19 protein-coding genes and 2 rRNA genes are annotated in these 19444 nt (G+C 69.7%); 15 read left to right on the plus strand and 6 right to left on the minus strand.

Annotation, left to right across the window (positions count from 1 at the left end):
* From ACZ5ON_RS12975 to pstB, 10 genes are all read left to right on the plus strand, one after another.
* Positions 1–93: ribosomal RNA gene (locus ACZ5ON_RS12975) — 23S ribosomal RNA — on the plus strand; the annotation flags it as partial.
* Positions 94–164: 71 nt separating this feature from the next.
* A 5S ribosomal RNA gene (gene rrf / locus ACZ5ON_RS12980) occupies positions 165–281 on the plus strand.
* Positions 282–485: 204 nt separating this feature from the next.
* Positions 486–1487: a mycothiol synthase gene (gene mshD / locus ACZ5ON_RS12985; protein WP_465590089.1), complete on the plus strand. Its 1002-nt coding sequence runs from the start codon at positions 486–488 to the stop codon at positions 1485–1487.
* Between the two features lie 409 nt (positions 1488–1896).
* On the plus strand, positions 1897–4353 hold the full coding sequence (locus ACZ5ON_RS12990; RefSeq protein ID WP_465590094.1) for an RNA degradosome polyphosphate kinase: 2457 nt from the start codon (positions 1897–1899) through the stop codon (positions 4351–4353).
* A gap of 196 nt (positions 4354–4549) precedes the next feature.
* Complete coding sequence (locus ACZ5ON_RS12995; RefSeq protein WP_465590097.1) at positions 4550–5665, plus strand: CHAD domain-containing protein; 1116 nt, start codon at positions 4550–4552, stop codon at positions 5663–5665.
* A gap of 54 nt (positions 5666–5719) precedes the next feature.
* Positions 5720–6184, plus strand: coding sequence for an NUDIX hydrolase (locus ACZ5ON_RS13000; protein ID WP_465590652.1), 465 nt, complete (start codon positions 5720–5722; stop codon positions 6182–6184).
* A gap of 227 nt (positions 6185–6411) precedes the next feature.
* Complete coding sequence (gene pstS / locus ACZ5ON_RS13005) at positions 6412–7548, plus strand: phosphate ABC transporter substrate-binding protein PstS (protein ID WP_465590100.1); 1137 nt, start codon at positions 6412–6414, stop codon at positions 7546–7548.
* 140 nt (positions 7549–7688) lie between these two features.
* A complete protein-coding gene (gene pstC, locus ACZ5ON_RS13010; protein WP_465590103.1) occupies positions 7689–8663 on the plus strand; it encodes a phosphate ABC transporter permease subunit PstC in 975 nt (324 codons plus the stop codon).
* Positions 8660–9733 carry a phosphate ABC transporter permease PstA gene (gene pstA, locus ACZ5ON_RS13015; protein WP_465590105.1) on the plus strand — a complete coding sequence of 358 codons (1074 nt, stop codon included), beginning with the start codon at positions 8660–8662 and terminating at the stop codon, positions 9731–9733. The genes pstC and pstA overlap by 4 nt, the downstream gene beginning before the upstream one ends.
* A 41-nt stretch (positions 9734–9774) precedes the next feature.
* Positions 9775–10551, plus strand: coding sequence for a phosphate ABC transporter ATP-binding protein PstB (gene pstB / locus ACZ5ON_RS13020; protein WP_465590108.1), 777 nt, complete (start codon positions 9775–9777; stop codon positions 10549–10551).
* Between the two features lie 132 nt (positions 10552–10683).
* On the opposite strand, the gene ACZ5ON_RS13025 is transcribed toward pstB, so the two are convergent.
* Both ACZ5ON_RS13025 and ACZ5ON_RS13030 read right to left on the minus strand, forming a co-directional pair.
* Entirely contained in the window at positions 10684–11673 is a 990-nt protein-coding gene (locus ACZ5ON_RS13025; protein WP_465590654.1) for an inorganic phosphate transporter, read from the minus strand.
* 11 nt (positions 11674–11684) lie between these two features.
* Positions 11685–12305: a DUF47 domain-containing protein gene (locus ACZ5ON_RS13030; RefSeq protein WP_465590111.1), complete on the minus strand. Its 621-nt coding sequence runs from the start codon at positions 12303–12305 to the stop codon at positions 11685–11687.
* A 295-nt stretch (positions 12306–12600) separates the two neighbouring features.
* Between ACZ5ON_RS13030 and ACZ5ON_RS13035 the strand changes: the two genes are divergently transcribed.
* A complete protein-coding gene (locus ACZ5ON_RS13035) occupies positions 12601–12915 on the plus strand; it encodes a metal-sensitive transcriptional regulator (RefSeq protein WP_465590114.1) in 315 nt (104 codons plus the stop codon).
* Here the strand turns inward: ACZ5ON_RS13035 and ACZ5ON_RS13040 are convergent.
* Both ACZ5ON_RS13040 and ACZ5ON_RS13045 read right to left on the minus strand, forming a co-directional pair.
* Complete coding sequence (locus tag ACZ5ON_RS13040; protein ID WP_465590118.1) at positions 12901–13131, minus strand: hypothetical protein; 231 nt, start codon at positions 13129–13131, stop codon at positions 12901–12903. The genes ACZ5ON_RS13035 and ACZ5ON_RS13040 overlap by 15 nt on opposite strands.
* A 138-nt stretch (positions 13132–13269) precedes the next feature.
* Positions 13270–14133: an SCO4651 family lipoprotein gene (locus ACZ5ON_RS13045; RefSeq protein WP_465590121.1), complete on the minus strand. Its 864-nt coding sequence runs from the start codon at positions 14131–14133 to the stop codon at positions 13270–13272.
* Positions 14134–14290: 157 nt separating this feature from the next.
* Here ACZ5ON_RS13045 and ACZ5ON_RS13050 point away from each other — a divergent pair, with 157 nt between their 5' ends.
* Positions 14291–14491 carry a hypothetical protein gene (locus tag ACZ5ON_RS13050; RefSeq protein WP_465590124.1) on the plus strand — a complete coding sequence of 67 codons (201 nt, stop codon included), beginning with the start codon at positions 14291–14293 and terminating at the stop codon, positions 14489–14491.
* A gap of 83 nt (positions 14492–14574) precedes the next feature.
* Here the strand turns inward: ACZ5ON_RS13050 and ACZ5ON_RS13055 are convergent, their stop codons facing one another.
* Together ACZ5ON_RS13055 and ACZ5ON_RS13060 are read right to left on the minus strand one after the other, a co-directional pair.
* Positions 14575–15327: a phosphatase PAP2 family protein gene (locus ACZ5ON_RS13055; protein WP_465590127.1), complete on the minus strand. Its 753-nt coding sequence runs from the start codon at positions 15325–15327 to the stop codon at positions 14575–14577.
* A gap of 151 nt (positions 15328–15478) precedes the next feature.
* Entirely contained in the window at positions 15479–16585 is a 1107-nt protein-coding gene (locus tag ACZ5ON_RS13060; RefSeq protein WP_465590130.1) for a C40 family peptidase, read from the minus strand.
* Between the two features lie 248 nt (positions 16586–16833).
* Here ACZ5ON_RS13060 and ACZ5ON_RS13065 point away from each other — a divergent pair, with 248 nt between their 5' ends.
* From ACZ5ON_RS13065 to ACZ5ON_RS13075, 3 genes are all read left to right on the plus strand, one after another.
* Positions 16834–17187, plus strand: coding sequence for a hypothetical protein (locus ACZ5ON_RS13065; protein WP_344637743.1), 354 nt, complete (start codon positions 16834–16836; stop codon positions 17185–17187).
* 136 nt (positions 17188–17323) lie between these two features.
* Complete coding sequence (locus ACZ5ON_RS13070; protein WP_465590133.1) at positions 17324–18133, plus strand: hypothetical protein; 810 nt, start codon at positions 17324–17326, stop codon at positions 18131–18133.
* Positions 18123–19385 carry a hypothetical protein gene (locus ACZ5ON_RS13075; protein WP_465590136.1) on the plus strand — a complete coding sequence of 421 codons (1263 nt, stop codon included), beginning with the start codon at positions 18123–18125 and terminating at the stop codon, positions 19383–19385. Before ACZ5ON_RS13070 ends, ACZ5ON_RS13075 begins: the two co-directional genes overlap by 11 nt.
* Positions 19386–19444 lie beyond the last annotated feature (59 nt).

The raw sequence follows: 19444 nt of genomic DNA on the forward strand, positions 1-19444 counted from the left end.
GGCTCCCAGTAGACGACTGGGTTGATAGGCCGGATATGGAAGCCCTGTGAGGGGTGGAGTTGACCGGTACTAATAGGCCGAGGGCTTGTCCTCAGTTGCTCGCGTCCACTGTGTTGTTCTGAAACAACGACCGCCCTGCCGGCGGGTCGACAGTTTCATAGTGTTTCGGTGGTCATAGCGTGAGGGAAACGCCCGGTTACATTCCGAACCCGGAAGCTAAGCCTCACAGCGCCGATGGTACTGCAGGGGGGACCCTGTGGGAGAGTAGGACGCCGCCGAACAATTTTTAGTGAAAGCCCCTCCCGGGGATACCGGGAGGGGCTTTCCGCATTTCCGGGCAGATCCGGATCCTGAATCCGGGGACAGACCCGTCCGGTCGATGGCATTGCGAACCCGGTCGGAGCCCCTGTCGCGCAGCTGACAGAGCCGTGGCTGACTGCGGGAAAGCCCTACAAGCCACGGCTGACGCGACGTAGGGTCGGTTCATGAGTTCTTCCGCCACTTCCAGCTCCGAGTCGTCGCGCCGTACCCACTCCCGGACGCTGCCGAGCGCCGTCAGCAACGTCGTCGCTGCCCAGCTGCTCTCGGCGGCGGAGGCCCGGGCGGCCGCCGACGTGATCGCCGTGGCCGCGGTCGCGGACGGGCGCCAGGCGGTGTCCGAGCAGGGCAGGCTCCGGCTCAAGGCGACCGAGGCCCGCCCAGGTGTGCTGCACCTGATCCAGCGGACCGGCGAGCAGGCCGACGGGGACCAGGCGGCTGGCTACGCGCAGCTGGAGCTGCCGAGCGGTGGCAAGGCCGGAACTGCCGAGCTGACCGTGGCACCCGGCTCCCGTGGAGAGGGTCTTGGCCGGCACCTGGTGGACGCGGTCCTGGTCGAGGCGGCGGCCGCGGCCCCCGAGGCGCCGGTGGAGTTCTGGGCCCACGGCGGTCACCCGGCGGCCCGCCACCTCGCCGCCGTACACGGCGCCGAGCTGGTGCGTGAGCTGCGACAGATGCGCCGCACCGCGGCTGTGCCCGAAGCCGTGCGGCTGCCCGACGGGGTCGAGGTACGTACGTTCCGCCCCGGCCAGGACGACGCGGCCTGGCTGCGGCTGAACGCACTGGCGTTCGCGCACCACCCGGAACAGGGCTCCTGGACCGAGCAGGACCTGGCCGACCGGCTGGCCGAGCCGTGGTTCGACCCGAGCGGGTTCTTCCTGGCCTTCCGCGGTGAGCGGCTGGTCGGGTTCCACTGGACGAAGGTGCACCCGGAGGCGCTCGGCGAGGTGTACGTGGTCGGGGTCGACCCGACGGAGCAGGGCAACGGCTTGGGCCGGGCGCTGACGGCCATCGGGCTCCGGCACCTCGCGGAGGACCGCGGGCAGCGGACCGTGATGCTTTATGTGGATGCTGACAACTCGGCCGCCGTCCGGGTATATGAACGGTTGGGGTTCACCATCCACGAGGTGGACCTGATGTACCGCGTCCAGGCCCGCCGGGATTCGTGACCGGCCGGCCCCGGAGTCGTGACCTAGTCCGGAGCCGGGGCCGAGTTCGTGATCGAGTCCGGGCGGGGTGCCTGGGACCGGCAGCGCCATGAGGGACACCCGGGGTTTTCCGGGGGACCTCCGGCATGTCGGTGCAGCCGCACCACGGGGGTGACTGCGTCAGCTTTCCTCCCGGCCATGCGGTGTTTACCGTGGATTAAATTGCCGCCGCGAAGATCACAGGATGACGTCCGTAGCGCCTCGTCCCTGCGCGGCCGGCCAGCATCCGTGGGCCGACCGCCTTCCGGTCGCACCCAGCGGAGGGGAGCTGGGGCCGGAGGGCGGAAACGGCGCTCACGTGACGACGGGCTCCGGCCGTCCGAGCGCCGGGCACTGCCCGGACACCGTCCTGCTGGAGGAGCTGGAACCCATGAGCGTCCCCCGCCCTGCACCTGCCGCACCGTCCCCCTCCTCGCCCAAGGGCTCCGCAGCCGCGTCGGCAACCGGTACCTCGGCAACGGCCGCCGCGCCCGCGACCAAGGCCAGAGCAGCCGCCAAGCGCTCGAACGCCCCCGAGACCGCGTCCGCGGCCGCCAAGAGCGCCTCCGCGACCGCACCGGCGGGCAAGCAGGCGGGTCAGGCGGCCCAGGCCGACCCCGTGGCCCAGGCGACCGCGCCGGCCCGGGTCAACCCGCTGACCGGCACCGGTGCCGGCACCGACGCCGCCATCCCGGTCCCGGGCGTCTCCTCGGTGCTCGGCCTGGCGCTGGAGGACCACGACGAGTACACCTCCGCCGCCACCCCGGAGCTCGAGGAGCTCCCGCAGGGGCGATTCCTGGACCGGGAACGCAGCTGGCTGGCGTTCAACGAGCGGGTGCTCGAGCTGGCCGAGGACCCGCGGATACCGCTGCTGGAGCGAGCCAAGTTCTTGGCCATCTTCGCCAGCAACCTGGACGAGTTCTTCATGGTGCGGGTGGCCGGCCTCAAGCGCAGGATCGCCACCGGGGTGGCACAGCGCTCGGCCTCCGGTCTCCAGCCGCGCGAGGTGCTGGACCAGATCTGGACCAGGTCGCGTGAGCTGATGGCCCGCCATGCCGCGGCCTTCCAGCAGGAGGTGCTGGCGGACCTGGCGGTCGAGGGCATCGAGCTGGTCCGGTGGTCGGAGCTGACCGACAAGGAGCAGGCCCGGCTGCACACGTTGTTCCGGCAGAAGATCTTCCCGGTGCTCACGCCCCTCGCGGTGGACCCGGCGCACCCGTTCCCGTACATATCGGGCCTGAGCCTCAACCTGGCCGTGGTGGTCCGCAACCCGGTGTCGGGGCACAAGCACTTCGCCCGGGTGAAGGTGCCGCAATCGCTCTCCCGCTTCCTGGAGGCGTCGCCGCAGCGGTACGTCCCGCTGGAGGACGTGATGGGGGCGCACCTGGAGGAGCTGTTCCCGGGGATGGAGGTGCTGGCGCACCACGCCTTCCGGGTCACTCGCAACGAGGACCTGGAGGTGGAGGAGGACGACACCGAGAACATCCTCAAGGCGCTGGAGAAGGAGCTGATGCGGCGGCGGTTCGGTCCGCCGGTGCGCCTGGAGGTCGAGGAATCGATCGACCCGTACATCCTGGACCTGCTGGTCCGCGAGCTGAACATCACCGAGGCGGAGGTCTTCCCGCTGCCCGGGCCGCTGGATCTGACGGGTCTGTTCGGGATCGCGGAGCTGGACCGTCCGGAGCTCAAGTACCCGAAGTTCGTGGCGGGCACGGCGCGCGGGCTCATCGATGTGGAGTCGGCCTCGCAGCCGGACATCTTCGCGGCGATGCGTGAGCGCGATGTGCTGCTGCACCACCCGTACGACAGCTTCTCGACCTCGGTACAGGCGTTCCTGGAGCAGGCGGCGGCCGACCCGGACGTGCTGGCGATCAAGCAGACGCTGTACCGGACCTCCGGTGACTCGCCGATCGTGGACGCGCTGATCGACGCGGCGGAGGCGGGCAAGCAGGTACTGGTGCTGGTCGAGATCAAGGCGAGGTTCGACGAGCAGGCGAACATCAAGTGGGCCCGGAAGCTGGAGGAGGCCGGCTGCCACGTGGTGTACGGCCTGATCGGGCTGAAGACGCACTGCAAGCTGTCGCTGGTGGTCCGCCAGGAGGGCGACGTCCTGCGCCGCTACTCGCACGTCGGGACCGGCAACTACCACCCGAAGACCGCCCGGCTGTACGAGGACCTGGGGCTGCTGACCGCGGATCCGCAGGTCGGCGCGGACCTCTCGGACCTGTTCAACCGGCTCTCGGGCTACTCGCGGCGGGAGTCGTACCGGCGGCTGCTGACCGCGCCACGCGGGCTGCGGGACGGACTGCTGGCCCGGATCCACGCGGAGATCGCGCACCACCGGGCCGGGAGGCCCGCCTACGTGAAGATCAAGGTCAACTCGATCGTGGACGAGGCCGTGATCGACGCGCTCTACCGGGCCTCCCAGGCGGGCGTGCCGGTGGACGTGTGGGTGCGCGGGATCTGCGCCATCCGGCCGGGTGTGGCCGGGATGAGCGAGAACATCCGGGTGCGCAGCATCCTGGGGCGCTTCCTGGAGCACTCGCGGATCTTCGTCTTCGGCAACGGCGGCGAGCCCGAGGTGTGGATCGGCAGTGCGGACATGCTGCACCGCAATCTGGACCGGCGGATCGAGACCCTGCTCCGGGTGACCGATCCGGCGCACCGGGTGGAGCTGTCCGGGCTGCTCGACCTGGGAATGGCGGACGAGACCGCGTCCTGGCACCTCGGCCCGGACGGGTCCTGGACCAGGCACTCCCAGGACGGCGACGGGCAGCCGCTGCGGCACGTCCAGGATCTCCTGGTCGATTCGCGTCAGCGCCGCCGGACGTCCCGGGCGGCCCGCTGACCGGACCACCTACCCATCACCCCAGCTCCATCTGACCGCACCACCCACCAGCTCAGCACCTACCAGCTCAGCACGCGTCGCCGGTCGGCACCGCCGGCCGGCGGCAATCGGCAGGCGGCCGTGGCAGCGACCAGCGTCCACAGCAGTCGGCCACCAGCCCTGGGGAACGGCCCCCGGGGGGACGGGGAACCCAGCCATGACCGATGTGCCGATGACGGCCCGGACCGGGCCGAAGGCCGCGAACGCCTCCTCCGGGGAGATCATCTCCGGCTATCTCACCGCCCGGGCGGGCGCGTTCCTGCGCGCGCTGCCGCAGGCGGTGGGCGAGGCCGGTTCGAGACCGGGGGCGCTCCCGGCGGGCGGGGCGAGTGCGGCCGCGGCGGCGGGCACCGCGGAGTTGCTCCGGGCGGTGCGGCGGATCGGCGGTGCGCTGCACACCTTCGCGGCGGTCCTCGACCGTGAGTGGGCGGAGGAGAGCAGGTCCGAACTGCGCTGGCTGCTCAACCTGCTGGCGCAGGAGCCGGCCCTGTTGCGGCGGTCGGCCCGGTTGCTGGCGGCGCTCGACTCGCTCAGTGAGACCGATCCGCAGGGGCCCGGCATGCTCGCGGGCCACACGGGTGCGCCCAAGGCGCGAGCGCTGCTGGAGCGCCAGCTCACCCTGGCCAGGACCAGGGCCCACTCCACGGTGCTGCAGGAGCTGCGGTCGGCCCGGCTGCACGCGCTGGCCGACCGGATGACCCTGCTGGCCGGCGACGTCCCGCTGCAGGGCGGTGTGTCGGGCCAGCCGGGTGGGGCGCTGCCGGCGCTGGCGGCGGAGGCATTCGGCGCGCTGGCGGCGGAGGTGCAGCGGCTGCCGCTGAGCCGGGCGGCGACCCCGTACGGCGGGGAGGGCCTGCACCGGCTGGGCACGGTCCCGGCGTCGAGGGAGCCGGGGCCGTCCCGGGCCCGGGACGGCGAGGTGGACGCGGACTCCGCGGTGGCGGCGGACGATGCGCCGTGGCACCGGGTGCGGATCCTGGTCAAGCGGGCCAGGTACGCGCTGGAGGTCTGCGACGCCCCGGATCCGGAGCTCGACCTGCTGGACCGTACGCTGCACCGCCACCAGGAGGCGGCGGACGCGGCGGTCACCGTGGCCACGGCGGCGCGGACGCCGCGGATCACCCCGGCGACGGCCTACGTCCTCGGCGTGGTGCATGCTGATCAGCGACTGGAGGTGGAGGCGGCCAGGTACGCCTTCGGCCACCAGTGGCCGAAACTCACCCTTGGTCTTCCGGAGGCCCAGGGGGTACCTCCAGCACCACGGATGGGATGAATGGGCAACCGCCTGAGCGCACCGCACGGCGTCGGAGCAGGCCTTGGCCGGGGAATGCGCCGTCGGTCCGGCTACGGGCCGACGATCCTGGCGGCGGGTGCGGTGCTCTGGGTGCCCGGGCCGGAGAAGAAGAACGGGAATGGGCGGAAGAAGCCCAGGATCGCACTGATCCACCGGCCGAAGTACGGGGACTGGAGCCTGCCGAAGGGGAAGCTGGACCCGGGCGAGGGCTGGCGCGAGGCCGCGCTGCGTGAGGTCTGGGAGGAGACCGGTCTGAGCTGTGTGCTGGGGGAGGAACTGCCGGCGCAGCACTACCTGGCGCAGGGACGGCCGAAGGAGGTCCGGTACTGGGCTGCGGTGCCGACCGGCGGCCGGTTCGCGCCGAACCGGGAGGTGGACCGGATGGAGTGGCTGCCGCCGGGGAAGGCGCGTGAGCGGTTGACCCACGAGCGTGACCGGCATCTGGTGGATGCGCTGCTGGCGCTGCTGGCCGACCGACGGTGTGCTCCGTCCGAGTGATCACGCCGCGTTCTGCCCGTGACGCAACCGTTATTACTGGACGCTGTTTCCTGCCATCCGTTCGAGGTTCACTCTCCGTTCATTTACGACCGCCTGACGTGTCACCTGCCCGGCCTAACTTCGGGGTTACCGGAGGGCCGAACGGGCCCCGGACCTCAGCAAAACCTGCGTCTGCGAGCGATGCTCAGCCCGATGGGCGCGGGTAGTGCCACAGAAAGGGACACCCTGTGAAGCTCCAGCGGAACGGCCGCACCAAGGCCCTCGCGATCGGTGCCATGGCGCTCGTTGGGTCGCTGTCGCTCTCGGCCTGCGGCTCCGACAACAACACCCCGAGCTCCCAGTCGTCGGGCGGCAGCGCCAGCGGTGCCCCGGCCGCGCAGATCGCCTGCGCCGGAAAGGGCCAGTTGCTCGCGGCCGGTTCGACCGCGCAGAGCAACGCCATCGACATCTGGAAGAACTCCTACGGCTCCGCCTGCTCGGGCACCACGCTCACCTACGGCGGCGGCGGCTCCGGCGCCGGCGTCCAGCAGTTCAACCAGGGCAAGGTCAGCTTCGCGGGTTCCGACTCGGCCCTGAAGCCCGCCGAGGTGGACGCCTCCAAGGCCGTCTGCAAGAGCGGCCAGGGCATCGACCTCCCGATGGTCGGCGGCCTGATCTCGATCGTCTACAACGTCGACGGCGTGGACAACCTGGTCCTGGACGGCCCGACCCTGGCCAAGATCTTCGACTCGCAGATCACCAAGTGGAACGACCCGGCGATCGCCAAGCTGAACCCGGGTGTCACCCTGCCGGACGCCGACATCCAGGCCTTCCACCGCTCGGACGACTCCGGCACCACCGACAACCTGACCAAGTACCTGTCGAAGGCCGGTGGCGGCGCCTGGAGCTACCCGTCGGGCAAGACCTGGGCGGGCAAGGGCGGCCAGTCGGCCAACGGCAGCGCCGGTCTCGCCGCGCAGGTCAAGCAGGTCAAGAACTCGATCAGCTACGTCGAGCTGTCCTACGCCCAGACCAACAGCCTGAAGAGCGCCTCGATCGCCACCGGCGCCTCCAAGCCGGTCGCCGCGACCGCCGAGAACGCCGCCAACACCTTCGCCAAGGCGCAGATCGCCGGCACCGGCAGCGACCTGGCGCTGACCCTCGACTACGCGACCAAGGACGAGGGCTCCTACCCGCTGGTCCTGGTCACCTACGAGATCGTCTGCGACAAGGGCAACAAGGCCGACACCGTGGACGCCCTGAAGTCCTTCCTGACCTACACCATCAGCGACAACGGCCAGCAGGCCATCGGCGCCAAGGGCTACGTCCCGCTGCCGAAGGAGCTGGCCTCCAAGGTGCAGGCGGTCATCCCGACCCTCGCCTGATCCAATCCGCACCACCGGCCGGGCAGCCCTCGAAGGGGGGCGGGGCTGCCCGGCCGACCTCACGACCACATAGTCCGGGGCACCGCCGCCATGGTGCCGCCCTCCTGCGGGGCAGCGCCGCCAGACCGGAGTAGACGATCATGACTTCATCCCCCCCTGCCACCTCTGAGGGCAGGGACCGTCGGCCACGACGCGACAGCCGCGTCGGCGACAGCATCTTCTTCAACCTCTCCCGGGGTTCGGGCATCCTGCTGCTGGTCATCATGGCCGCCATCGCAGGCTTCCTGGCCTACCGTTCGGGCCTGGCCCTCTCCAAGGACGAGGGCAACTTCCTCACCACCTTCGAGTGGAACCCCGACGGCCCCAAGCCGGTCTTCGGCATCGCCGTACTGGCCTTCGGCACCATCGTCAGCGCGCTGATCGCGATGTTGATCGCGGTCCCGGTCGCGATCGGTGTCGCGCTCTTCATCTCGCACTACGCGCCGCGGAAGATCGCCCAGCCGTTCGCCTACCTGGTGGACCTGCTGGCCGCCGTCCCCAGCATCGTCTACGGCCTGTGGGGCGCGCTCTTCCTGGTGCCGCACATCAGCGGCCTCACCGCCTGGATGGACCAGTACCTGGGCTGGACGTACGTCTTCAGCCAGACCCAGCACGGGGTGACCCCGCGCAACCTGTTCACGATCGGCATCCTGTTGGCGATCATGATCCTGCCGATCATCACCGCGGTGACCCGCGAGGTCTTCCGCCAGGTCCCGCGGATGCACGAGGAGGCGGCACTCGCCCTCGGTGCGACCCGTTGGGAGATGATCCGCACCGCCGTGCTGCCGTTCGGTCGCCCCGGCATCATCTCGGCCTCGATGCTCGGCCTGGGCCGCGCGCTCGGCGAGACCATCGCGGTCGCCACGGTGCTCTCCGCCAGCAACGTCCTGTCGCTGCACATCCTGGACCCGGGCGGCGGCACCTTCGCCCAGAACATCGCCCTGAAGTTCAACGAGGCACTGCCCTTCGGTCGGGACGCGCTGATGGCCTCCGGCCTGGTCCTGTTCGTGATCACCCTTCTGGTGAACGGCGCTGCCCGCCTGATCATCGCGCGCCGCAAGGAGTACAGCGCATGAGCACCGTGACGACTGCTGCCGCCGCCGAGCCGCTGCTGCGCCGCGGCCTGACCTCCGCGCGGCTGCCCAAGTGGGCTCCGCCCGCCACGGTGGTCCTCTCGGTCGCCCTGGGCTGCGCGATCGGCGTCGGGGCCGGGCTGAAGAGCCACCTGCAGTGGGGACTGATCTCCGCCGTGCTGTTCGTGGTCATCAGCTACGGCGCCGCGGCCAAGATCGAGGGCCGTCGCCAGGCCAAGGACCGCCTCGCCACCTCGGTGATCTGGGTCGCCTTCGTGCTGGCCGTCGTTCCGCTCGCCTCCCTGACGATCTACACGGTCCAGCAGGGCATCGGGGTGGTGAACGGCAACTTCCTCAGCCACTCCATGAAGAACGTCATCTCCGCGGGCCCCGGCGGTGGTATCTACCACGCGCTGATCGGCACCCTGGAGCAGGTCGGTCTGGCCACCGCGATCGCTGCCCCGATCGGCCTGCTGACCGCTGTCTACCTGGTCGAGTACGGCGGGGGCCGGCTGGCCAAGGTGGTCACCTTCTTCGTAGACGTGATGACGGGTGTCCCGTCGATCGTCGCCGGTCTGTTCATCCTCTCGCTCTGGAACATCCTGCTCGGCTTCCCGTACTCCGGCTTCTCCGGCAGCCTCGCGCTGGCGATCCTGATGATGCCGGTGGTGGTCCGCTCCACCGAGGAGATGCTCAAGCTCGTCCCGAACGAGCTGCGGGAAGCCTCGTACGCCCTGGGCGTGCCCAAGTGGAAGACCATCCTGCGGATCGTCATCCCGACCGCGATCGGCGGTATCACCACCGGTGTGATGCTCGCCGTCGCCCGGATCACGGGCGAGACCGCGCCGGTGATGATGCTGGTGTTCGGTGCCGACTTCATCAACAACGACCCGTTCAACGGCCCGCAGCAGTCCCTGCCGCTCTACATCTGGCAGCAGTACGCCTTGGTCAACAACGACTTCGGTTACGCCCGAGCCTGGGGTGCCGCCCTGGTGCTGATCGCCTTCGTGATGGGGCTCAACCTCATCGCCCGGGGCGTCGCCCGCTGGCGGTCGCCCAAGGCCGGCCACTGACACCGACTGACGTACGAGACGACGAGAGAAGAAGAAAGATCATGGCCAAGCGCATCGACGTCAGTGGACTGTCCGCGTACTACGGCAGCACCCGGGCCATCGAGGACATCTCGATGACCATCGAGCCCCGCTCGGTGACGGCCTTCATCGGCCCCTCCGGCTGCGGCAAGTCGACCTTCCTGCGCACCCTCAACCGGATGCACGAGGTGATCCCCGGCGCCCGGGTCGAGGGCAAGGTGATGCTGGACGACGAGAACCTGTACGGCGCCAACGTCGACCCGGTCGCCGTCCGCCGTGCGGTCGGCATGGTGTTCCAGCGGCCGAACCCCTTCCCGACCATGTCGATCTACGACAACGTGGTCGCCGGGCTGAAGCTCGCCGGGGTCAGGAAGAAGTCCGTCCTGGACGGCGTCGTCGAGAAGTCCCTCAAGGGCGCCAACCTGTGGAACGAGGTCAAGGACCGGCTGAACAAGCCCGGTGCCGGCCTCTCCGGCGGTCAGCAGCAGCGCCTGTGCATCGCCCGCGCCATCGCGGTCGAGCCGCAGGTCCTGCTGATGGACGAGCCCTGTTCGGCGCTCGACCCGATCTCCACCCTCGCCATCGAGGACCTGATCGGCGAGCTGAAGTCGCAGTTCACCATCGTGATCGTCACCCACAACATGCAGCAGGCGGCCCGCGTCTCGGACCGCACCGCCTTCTTCAACCTGGCCGGCGTCGGCCAGCCGGGCAAGCTCATCGAACTGGACGACACCAACCGGATCTTCTCCAACCCGTCGGTGCAGGCGACCGAGGACTACATCTCCGGCCGCTTCGGCTGATCCGGCCGATCCGCAGACTGCTCTGCGGCGCTGCATGGCGGTGCCGCCGCGGAGCATGATGAAGGGCCCGCCCCCGAGATGTGGGGGCGGGCCCTGCCATGCCCGGCCGGTGTCCGGTCACACGGTGTCCGGTTACAGGAACAACAGGCGGACCAGCTCGTACATCAGCGCGGCGACCAGGCCGGCCGCGGGCATGGTGATGAACCAGCCGAGCACGATGTTCTTGGCGACGCCCCAGCGCACCGCGCGGATCCGCTTGGTGGCGCCCGCGCCCATGATCGCGGCGGTGATCACGTGCGTGGTGGAGATCGGCGCCTTGAAGACGAACGAGGTGATGTACATGACCGTCGAGGCGGTGGCCTCGGCGGCGAAGCCCTGCGGCGGGTCCAGCTCGATGATCTTGCGGCCGAGGGTCCGCATGATCCGCCAGCCACCCGCGTAGGTGCCCAGCGAGAGCATGGTGGCGCAGGAGATCTTCACCCAGATCGGGATGTCGCCGGTGTGCTGGTGACCCGAGATGGTGAGCGCCATCACCACGATGCCCATGGTCTTCTGGGCGTCCTGCAGACCGTGGGCCAGGGCCATGGCGGCGGCCGAGGCGGTCTGAGCGACCCGGAAGTTGCGCTTGGCGCGGTGCGGGTTGGCCCGCCTGAAGATCCACAGGATCGCCAGCATCGCCAGGAAGCCGCCGATCAGGCCGACGATCGGCGAGACCACCATCGGGACGATGATCTTGTCGATCACGCCGGACCAGATCACCTCGGTCCCGCCGGCCAGCGCGGCGCCGACCAGGCCGCCGAAGAGCGCGTGCGAGGACGAGGACGGCAGGCCGAAGTACCAGGTGACCAGGTTCCAGGCGATCGCGCCGACCAGGCCGGCGAACAGGATGCCCATGCCCTGGCTGCCGATCGGGGTCTCGATGATCCCGCTGGAGACGGTGTGTGCAACGCCGCTGCCCAGGAAGGCGCCGGCCAGGTTCATCACGGCGGCCATCGCCAGCGCCGCCCGGGGGGTGAGCGCCCGGGTGGACACCGAGGTGGCGATGGCGTTCGCGGAGTCGTGGAAGCCGTTGGTGTACGTGAAGAAGAACGCCACGCCGATGACGGCGATGAGTGCTGCCATGTCCACGCTGGTCAGGACTCCTTGACCGCGATGGTCTCCACGGTGTTGGCCACGTGCTCGAAGGCGTCGGCGGCCTCCTCGAGGACATCCACGATCTGCTTCAGCTTGAGCACCTCGATGGCCTCGTACTGACCGCTGAACAGGTGGGCGAGCAGCTTGCGGTGGATCTGGTCCGCCTGGTTCTCCAGCCGGTTGACCTCGATCCAGTACTCGGTCAGGTTCTCCATGCTGCGCAGGTGCGGCATCGCCTCCGCGGTCAGCTCGGCCGCCCGGGCCAGCACCTCGATCTGCTGCTCGATGCCCTTCGGCAGGGTCTGGATGTCATAGAGGACGACCAGGTCGACCGCCTCCTCCATGAAGTCCATGATGTCGTCCAGCGAGGAGGCCAGGGAGTAGATGTCCTCGCGGTCGAAGGGCGTGATGAAGGAGGAGTTCAGCTGGTGGAACACCGCATGGGTGGTGTCGTCGCCGGCGTGCTCGGCGGCGCGCATGCGCTCGACGATCTCCGCGCGGGCCGACACGTCTGAACCCAGCAGTTCCAGCAGGAGCTTCGATCCGACGACCAGGTTCTCCGCGGCTGCGGCGAACATGTCGTAGAAGCTCGTCTCCTTCGGGGTCAGGCTAAAACGCACGGAAATCTCCGATGTGCGGGGTAGGGACTGAACGATGCTAGGCGCAAGCCGTCACAACTGTGCAAACGGGGTGACGACACGCGAACCGGAAGTTCCGCTTCCGTAGGGCACCAAGACAGGCGGGCAGGTCTGCACAGCGCCGTGCAGAGGTAAGCCCCCAGTCTGACGGAACAGCGGCCGGATTGCTCCCGCCGGACAGCCTGGGACCGCGACCGATCGCACGTGATCGGGAACACACTCAAGGGGCGGGCTGTTGGACCTTGGTGGTTCACGAAGACACCTAAGGCGGGCCGGGATGACCACGATCACCAACACCGAGGCACACGGGCCGCACGGCTACAGCTCCCGGAAGTCCGATCATCTGAAGCGGCTGCGCCGGATCGAGGGCCAGGTGCGGGGGCTGCAGCGGATGGTCGACGAGGACACCTACTGCATCGACATCCTGACCCAGGTCTCGGCCAGCACCAAGGCACTACAGTCCTTCGCACTCGCGCTGCTGGAGGAGCACCTGCGGCACTGCATCGCAGCCGCAGCCGAGCACGGCGGCGCGGAGCTGGACGCCAAGGTGGCGGAGGCCGGCGCCGCGATCTCCCGGCTACTGCGCTCCTGACTCCCCCGGCGCGGGATCTGATCCTCCGTCGAGCCGGTGCGCCGCGTCCTCGGCTCCGGAGATGTCGCAGTTCAGCAGGACCTGGTCGATGTGCTCGGGGGCCAGCCGCTCCTCGGGGCTGGCGGTAGCGGCGATCATCAGTTCACCGGCCAGCTCGATCTCATCCAGTGCGGTCTGGTCGTGGCCTCCCTCGCGGCCTTCCGAGGACGCCCCCATGCGCACCACCCCTCCGACCGTACGGCAGGAGGCCGGTAGCCTCCGACACCAGCGTAGGGAGGAAGCGGGCCATCCCCCATGGCACGGACGGGCCATCTCTGCCGCCGCAGGAACTATTTCGGGCACGGCCACGGGCCGCTAGCTGGGTGAGGCGGAGGGCTTCATCGAGACGATGTCGGCGGCTCCGGGCTCACTCACGTCCACCGCGGCACCGAAGTCGGAGAGCGAGACCGTGGAGACCACCTTCACCTGGTCCTTCGCCTCCTTGGAACCGGCCACCCCGGCGAACGAGAACGTCTCGACCACCTTGTGCAGCCGCCCCTGCGCGTCCAGCCAGACCTCGTAGGGGACTTCCTTCACCGTGAAGGTCTGCGCGCCCATGCGCAGCCCGTCACCGCCCCGGCCACCGGTGGCGGCGGCCGCCCTGGCCAGGTCGAGGGTGCCCTTGTAGTGCTTGAGCACGACGCCGCCGACGGTTTCGGCGCCGGCCAGCTCGGCCTTCTGCGCACCGCGCAGCGCCCCCGCGGCGCTGGCGGGGTCGGTGGCCCCGCTGCTGACCAGGTTCCCGTCCGCGAGTTGACGGACGTCCAGCTTCACCCACTTGCCCTCGGGGATCTTGGCGCCGCTGTTCTGCAGGTAGACCGTGCCGGGCAGCACCACCTCGACGATCTTGCCGGTGGTGGCGGCGCCCGGCGGAACGTCGATCTGCAGCTTGCCGATCCGGTTCTGGTAGTCGTAGTCGCCGCTGCCGTTGAAGACGACCTTCTTGTCCGGGGATTCGGTGACCAACTCGGTGACGGCCTTGGCCGAGCCCGTCCGCCCGGTGATCTCGGCGGAGCTGCGCACGGCGGTGAGCGGATCGGCGGAGAGCTGGTCGGCCGAGTTCTCCGCGGCACGGTTGCCGCTGCCGCAGGCGGTGAGGGCGAGGGCGAGCAGGACCGTCACGGCGCCGGTACGGGCGGGGCCGGCGATGCTTCGGTGGCTTCCGGTCAGCGTGTTCACTCTTGAGACAACCCCCTCGGGCCCTCGGCCCGGCAAGCCGCCTACCCGGGTGGGCAGAACTCTTCACGGTGCAACGAGTGGCTGGATCCGGGGTTACGCGGGGAACGGCGTGCGGAAGCCGTCGCGCGCCGGGGACGGCGCGGGTTACGGTGACCATGTGTCCAGTGAGCTAACGGTTCGTCCCGGCACGGCCCATCCATCCCTCGCCGCGGATCCGGCCGCCTCGCACCGGGTGACGCTCGACGAACGCGGCTCCTTCTGCTTCGCCGCCTGCAGTTGCGGCTGGTTCGCCCCGGGCCGCCGCTCCCGCGACCGCGCCCGCCGGGACATCGACGAACACCTGGCCGAAGCGGAATAGGCCCGGGGCGCGGGAGCTTTCGAAGGCGCGCGGAGGCCTCTCAGTGCGCATGCCTGCCTTCAGCGCCGCCCGTCAGGGCCGGTTCACGCGGCGAGGTCGGAGTCGTGGGCCTGGTCCTCGGAGCGGGAGCCCCGGCCGCGCCCGCGGCGGCGGCCCTCCGAGCCCCGGCGCCGCCCGCTGCCGCCGTCCTGCCCGCGTCCGGTGGCCCGGTCGCCGCTCTGCCGGGCCGTCAGCAGCGGCGCGATCGCGGTCCGGGTCAACGAGTGGCAGAGCGGGACGAGTACGGCCATGGCGATCGGAGCCAGCAGCAGCACCACCGCGGTGGCCAGCGCGAACCCGCCGATCACATCGGTCGGATAGTGCACGCCCATGAACATCCGGCAGAAGCCCTGGAGCAGTGCGAGACCGCCTGCGATCATCCCGAGTCGCTTGTTGACCAGGAACAGCGCAACGGCGACGCCCATCGACATCGCGGAGTGGTCGCTGACGAAGGAGAGGGTGCCCGCCTTGCCCTGCACCAGGACGTCCAGGTCGGGGTGGTCGACGAAGGGCCGGGGCCGGTTGACGATCGCCGAGATCGGGATGTTGGCGACCTCGGTGATGGCCACCGAGAGCGGCACCCAGATCATCCCGGCGATGGCCACCGGCGCGTCCGGGCGGCGGCGGGCCTGCAGCCAGCCGGTCGCGCACAGCGCGGCGAGCCCGATCAGGATGCCGTACTCGCCGATCCAGGAGACCAGGCTGTCGAGCCACACCGGCGACGCCTTGGCCAGGCCGTTGATCGCACGCAGCAGACTGAGATCAGGGCCGGTCGTGTCGGCCAGCAGCGCTGACACGCCGCACCTCCCTGGTCGGTGGTTCCGTTCTGATCAAACGTGATCGACGGGCAAAACGTCACTCGTGCGGTCCAGGGTTCCACGGAAACCTGCTGTTATGGAAACTTGACTGACCGTCCACCTCGCTTGCACACGGGTTGTCGACCGGGTGTCAGCTCTTTGCCGCTCCTTGACCGGGGGCGTTGGGTGCGGTGATGGACCCGTCGGCGTTGCGCTGGGGCAGCGCCTGGGCACCGTCGGAGGTGACCCGGGTGGCGCCGATGTAGTCCTTCTGGTCGATGGTGTCGTAGCGGATCACCGCCCCGGTGTGCGGGGCGTCGATCATGTAGCCGCCGCCGACGTAGATGCCGACGTGGTGGATGGACCGCGGGTCGCTCAGGTCGTTGGCGAAGAAGACCAGGTCGCCCGGCCGCAGTTGGTCGCGCGAGGGGTGTTCACCGGCGTACCACTGGTCGTTGGCCACCCGGGGCAGGGTGATGCCCACGCTGGCGTACGCGGCCTGGGTGAGGCCCGAACAGTCGAACCGGCCGCCCTGGGAGGGCAGGCCCTCGCCGCCCCAGAGGTAGGGCGTGCCCAGCTTGGTCTGGGCGTAGTAGATCGCGCCCGAGGACTGGGCGGAGAGTATGGCCGGGAGGGTCGCGATGGGTGCGGTGAAGCTGCGGGCCAGCGCCTTGATGCTGCGCACGTACCCCTGGGTCTCGGCATAGGGCGGTATGCCGTCGGACTTGATGACCGCGTAGGGGCCGGCGTTGTAGGCGGCCAGCAGATTGGACTGCTTGTCGCCCGGCACCTGGGCGACGTCCTTGGCGAGCGCGCAGTCGTAGCTGGCGGCGGAGGCGATCGCGTCGGCCGGGTTCCAGATGTCGGCCTTGCCGTCCCCGTCGCCGTCCGTTCCGTAGACGGCCCAGGTGCCCTCCAGGAACTGCGCCATGCCGTACGCCTGGGCCGGACTGCGGGCTGACGGGTCGAAACCGCTCTCCTGGTACAGCTGGGCCGCCAGCATCGGTGGGGTGATCTCGGGGCAGAGCGTGCCCCATTTCTGGATGAGCGGTTGATAGGCGGCCGGGACGGACCCGCTGGAGAGCGGAAGATTGTTCGCCGCCCCCTGGGCGGTGCCGCTGGCGGCGAAGGTGCCGAGGGTGACGGTCGTGACGAAGCTGACGGCCACGACGCCGGTGGCGGCGGCCACGAAGCCTGCCTTGCCGACGGCCAGACCTCCCGCACCGGTGGCTCCGGCTCCAGCCTTCCCGAGTACCATCAGCACCGTCCCGACGAGTCGTCAGTTGCACGTGTTCTGGAAGGCGTTGCTCAGCGCAATCATCACTGATACTGAGAGTGAGCGGTATCCTTCGTACGGTGGACATCCTGTCGTACCTGTCCCACATCGCACGACCAATCCGCGAGAAGTAGCCAAAGCGACATCAGATCTGGCCAAGAATGGGTTCCGGCTCTTCGCGCCGGGCGTGCTGTGGGCCTTGAATTTGCCTGATCGGGCGGTGAGATGGAATGAACCTGAGCAGCGTGCACGGCAGTGAGTTGATCGGTCAGCTGGCGGCGGACCCACCCAAGAAAGCCGATATCAACACCATCATCGGCGGAATCGCCCCGGACTGGGGGCCGTTCGCCAGTCTCGGTTCCGAAGCCCGGGTGATGGTGGAGGTTGTCATGGCGGTGGCCATTCTGGCCTGTCTGGCGATCGCCGTCTGGGGGGCGGCGAAACAACGGATCGGCGCCACGGCGATGAGGGATTCCTTCAGTGCCGAGCAGGGCAAGGGGCTGATCATCGCCGGGCTGACCGGCGTGTTCATCATTGGTTCCCTGGGAACGCTGTTCACCATTGTCTACGGCATGGCCATCTGACGATCAGATAGTCATCTAGTCGCCCCTGGCGGAGCGGTCGTGCTGCACCCGCTGGGGTTGGCGCGCATCCCCGCCGGGTGTGCACCAGATCCGACCTCGGGGCCCGCCTGGGCTCCATCGCACCAGGAGGGCCGCAGTGCCGGTGTCCGACGACCAGCCGCACACCCGCACGCGGCTACCGGTCGGCGAACAGTCCGTCTACCAACGGGTGAACGGGCGCCAGCCGCGGCCACTGCGCACCCTCTTGGCGGTCCTCGGCGTGGTCGTCCTGCTGGTGATCGGAATCTCCATCGCCAACAGCGGCAAGCCCGTACCCGGCAAGTCCGGCTCCTCCGCCGACGGGGCCACGCCCGCCCCCGCCGCCACCCTCCCGAGCGGCCAGGACCCGGTCTCCACCACCAGCAACGGCATCGCCAACGGCTACCCGCACACCGACCAGGGCGCCCAGTCGGCGGCGGCCAACTACGCGGTGGCGCTCGGCTCGGAGCAGATGTTCCGTGCCGACACCAGACGGACCGTCATCACCACCATCACGGATCCGACCGTGGCCGCCGCCCTCCAGACTCGGCTGGACCAGGGGTTCACCCCGGAGATCATCGCCAAGTTCGGGCTCGACGCCCAGGGCAGGGCGCCCAAGGGGCTGACCTTCGTCAGCCGCACCGTCCCGGTCGGGACGAGGACCACCAACTCCGCCGACACCGCGACCAAGGTGGACGTCTGGTGCACCGGGCTGCACGGGCTGGCCGGGGAGGGCTCGACCCAGCCGGTCGCCGCGGACTGGTTCACCCTCAGCCTCACCATGCGCTGGACCGGCAGCGACTGGAAGCTCACCGACTACAGCCGGAAGACCGGCCCCGCCCCCGTCCCCGGCGACCAGCAGGCCGCCACCGCCGAGGAGATCACCACAGCCGTCCAGGACTTCGGAGGCTTCCGCTATGCCCGCTGACCGAGGTTCCTTCGTCCGCAGGGCCGGTGCGCTCGGTGGCGCGCTGGCCACCGTCCAGCTCTTCACGCTGCTCACCGCCCAGCGCGTCTTCGCCGATCCGAGTCCGAGTCCGAGTCCGAGTGCGACCTGCAACGTCCAGGTCCCACTGCCGGGCAACGACCAGATCTGCCCGCCCTCCGGTGCCCAGGTCGTCGGCCCGACCGGCCCCGTCGCCAACGTCACCGACCCGCTGGGCTCGCTCGCCAAGGGCTGCGCGCAGGCGGCCGCCTGGGTGGTGCGCAAGCTGTCCGGGGCGATCGACGGCACCACGCAGGTGGACTTCACCAACGCGGCGTTCCTGCAGCAGTACGCGGTGGTCTTCGCCGGCTCGACCGTGATCACGCTGGTGCTCTGGCTGCTGGCGGTCACCAAGCGGGCGGTCCGGGGTGCGCCGCTGACCCAGGCGATCTCGGAGGCGATCGGCTTCCTGTGGCTGACGGTGGTCGCCTCGGCCTTCACCCCGCTGATCCTCTACACCGTGGTGAGCGCCACCGACGGACTGACCACGGCCATCGCGGCCGGGACCAAGTCCGACACCGGCACCTACCTGGGCGGCTTCGCCGACACCCTGGAGAAGGGCAGTCTGGGCGGCGGCCCGCTGATCCTGATCATCGTCTCGCTGGTGGCCGTGCTGGCGGCGGCCGTGCTCTGGATCGAACTGCTGATCCGCGCCGCGATGCTGTACGTGGGCGCACTGCTGGGCACCGCCGTGTACGCGGGGCTGGTGGACAAGCAGCTCTGGAAGCACGTGCGGCGCTGGGCCGGGATGATGGTCGCGGTCGACCTCGCCAAGCCGATCATCGTGATCATCCTCGGGCTGGCCGGGGCGGTGGCCACCGGCGCCGGGGCCGACGACGACTTCGCCCGGGTGCTCTCGGGGCTGGCCATCCTGTTCCTGTCGATCTTCGCCAGTGCCGCCGTCTACCGCTTCGTGCCGGGCTTCGGCGACGAGATGCTGCAGATGCGCCGGGCCAGGGCCAGCGCGGTCAGTGCCGGCTCGGCGATGATCAACGGCCCGGCCAACCTGGTCAAGCAGGGCATCACCACCCACGGTTCGCGTGGTGGCCCGCAGGCGGCCAACGCCCAGGGCGGTAACTCCAGCGGCAGCACGGTCGGCTCGGGCATCGCCGCCCACGCCGGACGTGCCGCGAACCCGGCTCCGGCGACCCCCGCCCAGGCTCCGCCACCACGGGACCCCAAGCCCTCGTCGTGAAGGCGTCGCATCAGGCAGAGTGATCACCAGCAGCAGTCGAGCGAAGGGAGGGTGACGGA

The sequence above is a fragment of the Kitasatospora sp. NPDC032150 genome, from assembly GCF_055579945.1.